Here is a 9607-nt window from a genome sequence, read left to right as displayed (position 1 = left end):
AAAAAAAGCTTGACAGAATGAAAAAGATTCTTACCTTTGCAGTCCCAACAAAAAGGGAGCTGAGCGGCGGAGCTGCTCAAGCGGAATAACAAGATTGAAAAGATGCGTAGCTAACAGCGGGCTGGACAAGAAAGACCAGGCCAAAACCGGCAGAGCAGATTGAAGATATAAAAAAAGGCGACCGTGAGGTGCTGCCGAGAAGTTCATTAAAGAGATGTCATTTTATAAAACGCAGTGGGGTAAACAGGTACAGATTCAAAGTACATGAGCCTTACAAGTTTTTCAAGTCAAGTTCTGACAGACAATACAATTAGAATAAAGACTATTATTAATACAAGTTAAGAATGGTCAGCGTTCAAACAACACATTTTACAATGGAGAGTTTGATCCTGGCTCAGGATGAACGCTAGCGGCAGGCCTAATACATGCAAGTCGAACGATACTTTCCAGCTTGCTGGAGAGGAAAGTGGCGCACGGGTGCGTAACGCGTATGCAACCTGCCTCAATCAGGGGGATAGCCCGAAGAAATTCGGATTAACACCGCATAAAATCACAGTATAGCATTATACAATGATCAAATATTTATAGGATTGAGATGGGCATGCGTGTCATTAGCTAGTTGGCGGGGTAACGGCCCACCAAGGCGACGATGACTAGGGGATCTGAGAGGATGACCCCCCACACTGGTACTGAGACACGGACCAGACTCCTACGGGAGGCAGCAGTAAGGAATATTGGTCAATGGAGGCAACTCTGAACCAGCCATGCCGCGTGCAGGAAGACAGCCCTCTGGGTCGTAAACTGCTTTTATTCGGGAATAAACCTTTCTACGTGTAGAGAGCTGAATGTACCGAAGGAATAAGGATCGGCTAACTCCGTGCCAGCAGCCGCGGTAATACGGAGGATCCAAGCGTTATCCGGATTTATTGGGTTTAAAGGGTGCGTAGGCGGCTTTTTAAGTCAGGGGTGAAAGACGGTGGCTCAACCATCGCAGTGCCCTTGATACTGAAGAGCTTGAATACACTAGAGGTAGGCGGAATGTGACAAGTAGCGGTGAAATGCATAGATATGTCACAGAACACCGATTGCGAAGGCAGCTTACTATGGTGTCATTGACGCTGAGGCACGAAAGCGTGGGGATCAAACAGGATTAGATACCCTGGTAGTCCACGCCCTAAACGATGAATACTCGCTGTTAGCGATATACAGTTAGCGGCTAAGCGAAAGCGTTAAGTATTCCACCTGGGGAGTACGCCCGCAAGGGTGAAACTCAAAGGAATTGACGGGGGCCCGCACAAGCGGAGGAGCATGTGGTTTAATTCGATGATACGCGAGGAACCTTACCCGGGCTTGAAAGTTAGTGAATGATCCAGAGATGGACCAGTGAGCAATCACACGAAACTAGGTGCTGCATGGCTGTCGTCAGCTCGTGCCGTGAGGTGTTGGGTTAAGTCCCGCAACGAGCGCAACCCCTATGTTTAGTTGCCAGCACGTTAAGGTGGGGACTCTAAACAGACTGCCTGTGCAAACAGAGAGGAAGGAGGGGACGACGTCAAGTCATCATGGCCCTTACGTCCGGGGCTACACACGTGCTACAATGGATGGTACAGAGGGCAGCAAGCTGGTAACAGCAAGCCAATCTCAAAAAGCCATTCACAGTTCGGATAGAGGTCTGCAACTCGACCTCTTGAAGTTGGATTCGCTAGTAATCGCGTATCAGCAATGACGCGGTGAATACGTTCCCGGGCCTTGTACACACCGCCCGTCAAGCCATGGAAGTTGGGGGTACCTAAAGTATGTAACCGTAAGGAGCGTCCTAGGGTAAAACCGATAACTGGGGCTAAGTCGTAACAAGGTAGCCGTACCGGAAGGTGCGGCTGGAATACCTCCTTTCTGGAGTAGGATTGACTACCCGCTGCGTAAAATGATATAAAATGACAATAGATCTCAAAAAAGAAAACCCATAGGATGAAACCATAGTTTAGTGTTTCAAACTGGTAGCAGGTATTACAGAGGTACAGGAATTGTGACGAAGAGACTTCTAAACAAGGGTACCAAAGATAAAAATAGTCCCGTAGCTCAGTTTGGTTAGAGCACTACACTGATAATGTAGGGGTCAGCAGTTCAAATCTGCTCGGGACTACAGGATATAATTCTAAGGGGGATTAGCTCAGCTGGCTAGAGCGCCTGCCTTGCACGCAGGAGGTCAACGGTTCGACTCCGTTATTCTCCACCATCACCCCGCCTTCAAGAAAAAAAGGCGAACAAAATAGGGATGCAGCAATGCACTCCGGGGATTGAAAGTTCTTTGACATATTGGAAGAAGTTAAAAAAGAAGAGCAAACAACAATAGAGACGTTGTTAGCTTGAAGTAGAAGTGATGTGCTTGCACAGAACAGCTGCTAAAAAGTTAACAGATTATCAAAAAAAAGCATTTCCATAGGCGCAAAAGGCTATGGAGAGAAGAAAGTAAATAAGAGCACACAGGGGATGCCTTGGCTCTCAGAGGCGATGAAGGACGTGATAAGCTGCGATAAGCACTGGGGATTAGCAAATATGAATTGATCCGGTGATTTCCGAATGGGGAAACCTGGCTAGTTGAAGACTAGTCGTATATAATACGCAAACCTGCCGAACTGAAACATCTAAGTAAGCAGAGGAAGAGAAAATAATAATGATTTCCTAAGTAGTGGCGAGCGAACGGGAAAGAGCCCAAACCAGCTATGTTACGGCATAACTGGGGTTGTAGGACTACGATGTGGCATTGGTAAAATGAAGTGGAACAGGATGGGAAGCCTGGCAATATAGCGTGAGAGCCGCGTACACGAAAGTAATACCAGTCTAGTAGTATCCTGAGTACCGCGAGGTCGGAGACGCCTTGTGGGAATCTGCCGGCACCATCCGGTAAGGCTAAATACTCCTGAGAGACCGATAGTGAACCAGTACCGTGAGGGAAAGGTGAAAAGAACCCCGAACAGGGGAGTGAAATAGAACCTGAAACTGTGTGCTTACAAGCGGTCGGAGCGTCCAGGTGGCGTGACGGCGTGCCTTTTGCATAATGAGCCTACGAGTTACTCTTCTCTGGCAAGGTTAAGTGTTTAAGACACGGATCCGAAGCGAAAGCGAGTCTGAATAGGGCGTATAGTCAGGGGAGGTAGACGCGAAACCTTGTGATCTACCCATGGACAGGTTGAAGGTGCGGTAACACGTACTGGAGGACCGAACCGATAAACGTTGAAAAGTTTCCGGATGATCTGTGGGTAGGGGTGAAAGGCTAATCAAACTGGGAAATAGCTCGTACTCCCCGAAATGTTTTTAGGAACAGCGTGGTGGTTAAGTTAATTAGAGGTAGAGCTACTGATTGGGTGCGGGGGAGTCAAATCCTACCAAATCCAGACAAACTCCGAATGCTAATTAATATACACTGCAGTGAGGCCCGGGGTGCTAAGGTCACGGGCCGAGAGGGAAAGAACCCAGACCATCAGCTAAGGTCCCCAAGTTACAGTTAAGTTGAACTAACGAGGTCCGATTGCACAGACAGCTAGGATGTTGGCTTGGAAGCAGCCATTCATTTAAAGAGTGCGTAACAGCTCACTAGTCGAGCGATCGGGCATGGATAATAAACGGGCATTAAATTGTACACCGAAGCTATGGGTAATATTAATATTACGGTAGGGGAGCATTCCAGCGGCAGCGAAGTTATGACGTAAGTTGTGGTGGAGCTTCTGGAAAAGCAAATGTAGGCATAAGTAACGATAAGGCGGGCGAGAAACCCGCCCACCGAAAGGATAAGGTTTCCTGATCAACGCTAATCGGATCAGGGTTAGTCGGGGCCTAAGGAGAACCCGAAGGGGATATTCGATGGACAACGGTTTAATATTACCGTACTTTTTATAACTGCGATGTGGGGACGGAGTAGTGACACTGCCGCGATCTGACGGAATAGATCGTTGAAGGGCGTAGGTATTGGGACTGTAGGTAAATCCGCAGACTCAGCTGAAACCCGATAGTACCGCAAGCCTTCGGGTAAGTGGATAGCGCAGGTAATCAGACTTCCAAGAAAAACCGCTAAGCTTCAGGTTATAAAAACCCGTACCGCAAACCGACACAGGTATCCGGGAAGAGAATTCTAAGGTGCTCGAGTGAATCATGGCTAAGGAACTCGGCAAAATGGCCCTGTAACTTCGGGAGAAGGGGCGCTGGTAGCAATATCAGCCGCAGTGAAAAGGCCCAGGCGACTGTTTAACAAAAACACATGGCTTTGCAAAATCGAAAGATGAAGTATAAGGCCTGACACCTGCCCGGTGCTGGAAGGTTAAGAGGGGATGTCATCCGCAAGGAGAAGCATTGAATCGAAGCCCCAGTAAACGGCGGCCGTAACTATAACGGTCCTAAGGTAGCGAAATTCCTTGTCGGGTAAGTTCCGACCTGCACGAATGGTGTAACGATCTGGGCGCTGTCTCAGCCATGAGCTCGGTGAAATTGTGGTCCCGGTGAAGACGCCGGGTACCCGCAACGGGACGGAAAGACCCCATGCACCTTCACTACAATTTAACATTGACATTGGATACAGGATGTGTAGGATAGGTGGGAGACTATGAAGCGGCGTCGCCAGGCGTCGTGGAGTCAACGTTGAAATACCACCCTTTCTGTATTCGGTGTCTAACTCCGCTCTGCGGAGGACATTGTTTGATGGGTAGTTTGACTGGGGTGGTCGCCTCCAAAAAGGTAACGGAGGCTTTCAAAGGTAAGCTCAATACGCTTGGTAACCGTATGAGGAGTGCAATAGCATAAGCTTGCTTGACTGTGAGACAGACAAGTCGATCAGGGTCGAAAGACGGATATAGTGATCCGGTGGTTCTGCATGGAAGGGCCATCGCTCAAAGGATAAAAGGTACGCTGGGGATAACAGGCTGATCTCCCCCAAGAGCTCATATCGACGGGGAGGTTTGGCACCTCGATGTCGGCTCGTCACATCCTGGGGCTGGAGAAGGTCCCAAGGGTTCGGCTGTTCGCCGATTAAAGTGGCACGCGAGCTGGGTTCAGAACGTCGCGAGACAGTTCGGTCCCTATCTGTTGTGGGCGTTGGAATTTTGAGTGGGGCTGACCTTAGTACGAGAGGACCGGGTTGGACTAGCCTCTAGTGAATCTGTTGTTCCGCCAGGGGCATTGCAGAGTAGCTACGCTGGGAATAGATAAGCGCTGAAAGCATCTAAGTGCGAAACTAGCCACGAGATGAGAATTCCATATAGGATCGTAGCAGACTACTACGTTGATAGGTTACAGATGTAAAGGTGGTGACATCAAAGTCGAGTAATACTAATCATCCGAAGCTTTCAAGAGCATAGAACTGTTGTTTGTTCTTCCTAACTAACTTCTTTCAATAATATGTCATTGTTATGGACAGTTGCAGTATGCCGTAAGGTAAGTACAGCGGGATGTCCGTTAACATTAAAAATATTCAGGTGCCTATATCGGTGGTGTCCACCTCTTCCCATTCCGAACAGAGAAGTTAAGCCCACCAGAGCCGATGGTACTGCGGTAACACGTGGGAGAGTAGGTCGGTGCCAGATCTTAAAAGAAACCCTGTAGCTAACAGCTGCAGGGTTTTCTTGTTTATAACCGTTTTTATTCGCAATTAAACCACGATATACTGCGCTAATTCTACTCATACCTTCCCATTCTATGAGAAGTTAATCCGATTTTAACAGTTTTCAAAATTGGTATGGAGAGTTCCTGTTAATGGATGCGCTGGAACGTTCGCTGAACATTGGAGATCAGCTGGGCATGCTTGCCGTTGTTGTTGATCCAATCGATGAAAAGGCGGTTAGCTTTTATAGAAAATATGAATTTATCTTTATTCCCGGTAACGGGAAAATGTTCCTGACACTGGAGACCTTCAGAAAGTCTTAGTGCTCCAATTTATATATCTTTCCGGATCGGGGTCATATCTAATGAATACTTTATCGAATCATTAAAATGCATTTTTCTCTATATATATTCTGTTATAGGAGATTTCAAAATAATCCGGCTATATTGCCTTTTAGTTATCAGCCCTGCGAACGGATTTATTATTGTCCCATATTGCAGATTGGTTGTTACAAGCAATTATAACTTTGGTTTATTTAAAGCAAAAAAATGAAACGCTACTTTTATATATTAAATGTTCTTATTATAATTTTATCCGGGTGTTCGGCAAAAGGGCAGTCTGTAACCGACAAATTAGATTCTTTATTTAATCAGCTGAATAAAGATAGTCTGATTAGCGGCTCTGTTTTAATTGCAGAGTTCGGAAAGCCTGTTTATGAGCGGTCTTTCGGTTATGCCAATCTTGAAAAGAAACAGGTTAATGGTGCTCAGACTAAATTTGAACTGGCCTCTGTTTCCAAACAATTCACGGCAATGGCAATTATGCAATTGGAGGAACGCGGAAAGCTAAAATACAGCGATAAGATCCAAATGTATTTCCCCAAACTTCCATATGCAGACATAACGGTAAAAGATCTTCTTCAGCATACCTCAGGATTACCCGATTTTTTGGGATGGAGCAGTGATATGGTTAACATCAAAAAAATGAATACCAATCAAGACATTTTGCTTGCCCTGGAGAAACATGTTAAGAAATTGGCATTTAAGCCAAAAGATCAGTTTTCTTATTCCAATACAAATTATGTATTGCTTGCTTTAATTGTTGAAAAGGTTTCTGGTACCCCATTTAATGTATATCTGGATCAGCATATCTTCATTCCTTTATCGATGAAGAATACAAAGGTTTATGCGCCAAGAGGGAAGGTTAAAATCCCTGATTTTGCTTTAGGATATGTGTATGATGCTGTTAAACAGACATTCGTGGTTAGTGATAGCCTGTATGCAAATCAATATGTGTATTATTTTGATGGTGTAGCTGGTCCGTACGGAATAAGTAGCACTGTAGGTGACCTGCTTAAATGGGATAATGCATTGTATACAGAAAAAATTATTAAAAAAGTGAACCAGGACCGGGGGTATATACCTGCCAGGTTAAATGATGGCAAACCAGCTGCATTAAGCGGCTTACCTTATGGATTCGGCTGGCTGATTATGCCGCCAAACAAGAAAACAGGACAAGTGTATATGCACAGTGGTGGCTATCCCGGGTATCAAACCATCATATCGAGATATCCTGAAAAGCATAAAACCATCATTTTGCTGACTAATAAATGGAACGTTGTGAGTATTTATCTGCTGAATAAGGCCATTGAAAATATTTTATTCAATGAACCATTTGTTATTCCTACAAGACTTCCTTATAAAAAGAGCGTTCAATTAACTGCTGCACAGATCAAGGCAGTTGAGGGAACATATTTTATTAAGATGGCACCACAGGTAAAATTTCAGATCACTTCTGAACTGGATAAAGTATATGCGCAGTTAAGCGGGCAGCCTAAAGTAGAGATCTATGCGGAGAACAATACCGAGTTTTTCTATACCGTTGTTGAAGCAAGATTGAAGTTCACATTGGATAACCTGGGAATGGCGAAAAGTTTGGTGCTCTTTCAGAATGGGCAGGAAATGGAAGCCCAAAAAGAACAATAAGATCAGTTTAGCGGATCTGATTTTGCAGTTATGTTTTTTTGATATTCAAATAGTGTAAGAGCAGAATCGAAATGAATAATGATAATCCCATAAATTGATGGAGTGCAGCATATATCTTATAGTCATTATTCAAACAGTTTAATAGTGTGCCTATTCCTAAGGCACATTGGGCAAAGACGATTACCAAAGGCACCAGGCGGACCACCTCCAATTTTCTATTGATTTTCCATGAACTGGTCTTTATATAAATTAGTATAGTCAGTATGCAAATTAAATACGCAAGACTTCGGTGTATAAATTGAATCGTTACCAAATCGCTGCTGAGGTGATTAATATTAAAACCCTGATTATATACCTGCGCTGGAATATAGGATCCATTAATGGTTGGCCATGTCGGTGCAGCAAGGGCCGCAGAGGTTCCTGCCATGAGTGCCCCATAAAATAGTTGTGTAACTAAAGCCATTAAAAGTAAAAATGACCAGAGATTACATTTTAAGCGGTGCCTCATTTTTAGATCTTTCAGGCTCAATTTAAATGCGATCCATAAGGTATAAGCGAGTAAGAGGATAGCGGCCATGAAATGTATAGACAGCCTGATGTGGTTAACCCTTATATTTGTATCATTTAATCCGCTTTTTACCATGATCCATCCGATTGCCCCTTGTAGCAACCCAAGAAGAAACAATACAAAAATGGGTAAGATCAATGTATTGGAAATTTTTCTTTTAATCAATAAAAAGAAGAATGGGAGTATAAAACACAGTCCCATGAAACGTGCCCAGTTCCGGTGCAGCCATTCCCAGAAGTAGATGGATTTATAATCTTCCAGCGTAAAACTGGAATTGATCAATTTGAATTGGGCAATCTGCTTGTATTTCTCAAAGCTGAGCTCCCATTCATCGGTCGCTATGGGCGGTATAAATCCCATCAATGGTTTCCATTCAGTAATTGATAATCCTGAACCTGTTAACCTGGTTACTCCTCCAAGCAATATTTGAATGATGATGGTGCCGGCCCCAAAGTAGAGCCACGTCGCAATCAGACGATCGTTTTTAGATTTCATAGGTTACTTCAAATTCATTTAATTTTTTCATGCTCATTATGGCAATGTTTTTCAGGCAGATAATAGTGATTGTTTTCAGGGAGATTAACAGCAATTATTTTAAGGATAAATGAAAGACAATTGTTTAGGGCAGATTATCAGCGATTGTTTAAGGGTAAATGAACGACGATTGTTTTAAGACAGATTAACAAGCGATCGTTTTAAGGATAATTGTTTTAAGGGTAAATGAACGACGATTGTTTTAAGGCAGATTAACAGCGATTGATTTTAAGGATAAATGAACGACAATTGTTTAAGGCAGATTTACAGCGATTGTTTGAGGACTAATGAACGACGATTGTTTCAGGACAGATTAATAGCATTGTTTTAAGGATAAATAAAACGACGATTGTTTCAGGGCAGATTAATAGCATTGTTTTAAGGCGAATTAATAGTCATATTTTAAATTGATCAGCTAAGATTGATTTCTTTCAAAATTGCAGATCTGTTCGTTAACAAATATTGATGAAGGTCATGCTTTCAGATAATAGCTGTCATTATTACAGAAATTGAGACTTTATGAGTTGTTGGAATAATCTATTTTTATATTCAGGCATACTTCTGGATGTGATATTATGTGTTACCGGAACATTTAGAAGAGGTAGTTTCAGTTTTTATAAATCTAAAAATATGGTGAACTGGAATTTTGAGCAGCTCGATTAGTATTTTAATTAGGTCGCTGTGGGATTAAATATGCTGTTTTTGGAATACCGTTTTTGATGGATGCCAGTCTATCCATGCATTTTTGTGCAATTCGGGAGCATGGTTTCCAGTCCTGATCAGGTTGCTATTGGATTAAAAAGGGAGATTCCGGAATTAAAAAGGTTTGCCATGAGATCAGGAATATTCCCTTTAAGCATAGGGTTTGGGCTTTTTCGCAAAAAGAGCTGAGAGCCTTACAAGTTTTTCTGCCTGTAGATCATGGGGTTA

3 protein-coding genes, 2 tRNA genes and 3 rRNA genes are annotated in these 9607 nt (G+C 43.6%); 7 read left to right on the top strand and 1 reads right to left on the bottom strand.

The window, feature by feature from the left end:
• Positions 1–371: 371 nt before the first annotated feature.
• From ATK78_RS22620 to ATK78_RS22595, 7 genes are all read left to right on the top strand, one after another.
• Positions 372–1893, top strand: a 16S ribosomal RNA gene (locus ATK78_RS22620).
• 175 nt (positions 1894–2068) lie between these two features.
• Positions 2069–2143, top strand: a tRNA-Ile gene (locus ATK78_RS22615).
• Positions 2144–2159: 16 nt separating this feature from the next.
• Positions 2160–2236: transfer RNA gene (locus tag ATK78_RS22610), tRNA-Ala, on the top strand.
• 227 nt (positions 2237–2463) lie between these two features.
• Positions 2464–5342: ribosomal RNA gene (locus ATK78_RS22605) — 23S ribosomal RNA — on the top strand.
• Positions 5343–5461: 119 nt separating this feature from the next.
• Positions 5462–5573: ribosomal RNA gene (gene rrf / locus ATK78_RS22600) — 5S ribosomal RNA — on the top strand.
• The 16S, 23S and 5S rRNA genes sit together here with 2 tRNA genes alongside, the layout of an rRNA operon.
• A 169-nt stretch (positions 5574–5742) precedes the next feature.
• Complete coding sequence (locus ATK78_RS22835; RefSeq protein ID WP_166664951.1) at positions 5743–5913, top strand: hypothetical protein; 171 nt, start codon at positions 5743–5745, stop codon at positions 5911–5913.
• 225 nt (positions 5914–6138) lie between these two features.
• Positions 6139–7575 (top strand): serine hydrolase domain-containing protein, encoded by a 1437-nt coding sequence (locus tag ATK78_RS22595; RefSeq protein ID WP_133578421.1) that lies wholly within the window; start codon positions 6139–6141, stop codon positions 7573–7575.
• A gap of 28 nt (positions 7576–7603) precedes the next feature.
• On the opposite strand, the gene ATK78_RS22590 is transcribed toward ATK78_RS22595, so the two are convergent.
• Positions 7604–8638, bottom strand: coding sequence for a COX15/CtaA family protein (locus ATK78_RS22590; RefSeq protein WP_133578420.1), 1035 nt, complete (start codon positions 8636–8638; stop codon positions 7604–7606).
• Between the last annotated feature and the right edge of the window lie 969 nt (positions 8639–9607).

It is taken from the genome of Pedobacter metabolipauper, assembly GCF_004362715.1.
GTDB lineage: Bacteria > Bacteroidota > Bacteroidia > Sphingobacteriales > Sphingobacteriaceae > Pedobacter > Pedobacter metabolipauper.
This window is presented reverse-complemented; position numbering and strand designations above follow the sequence as displayed.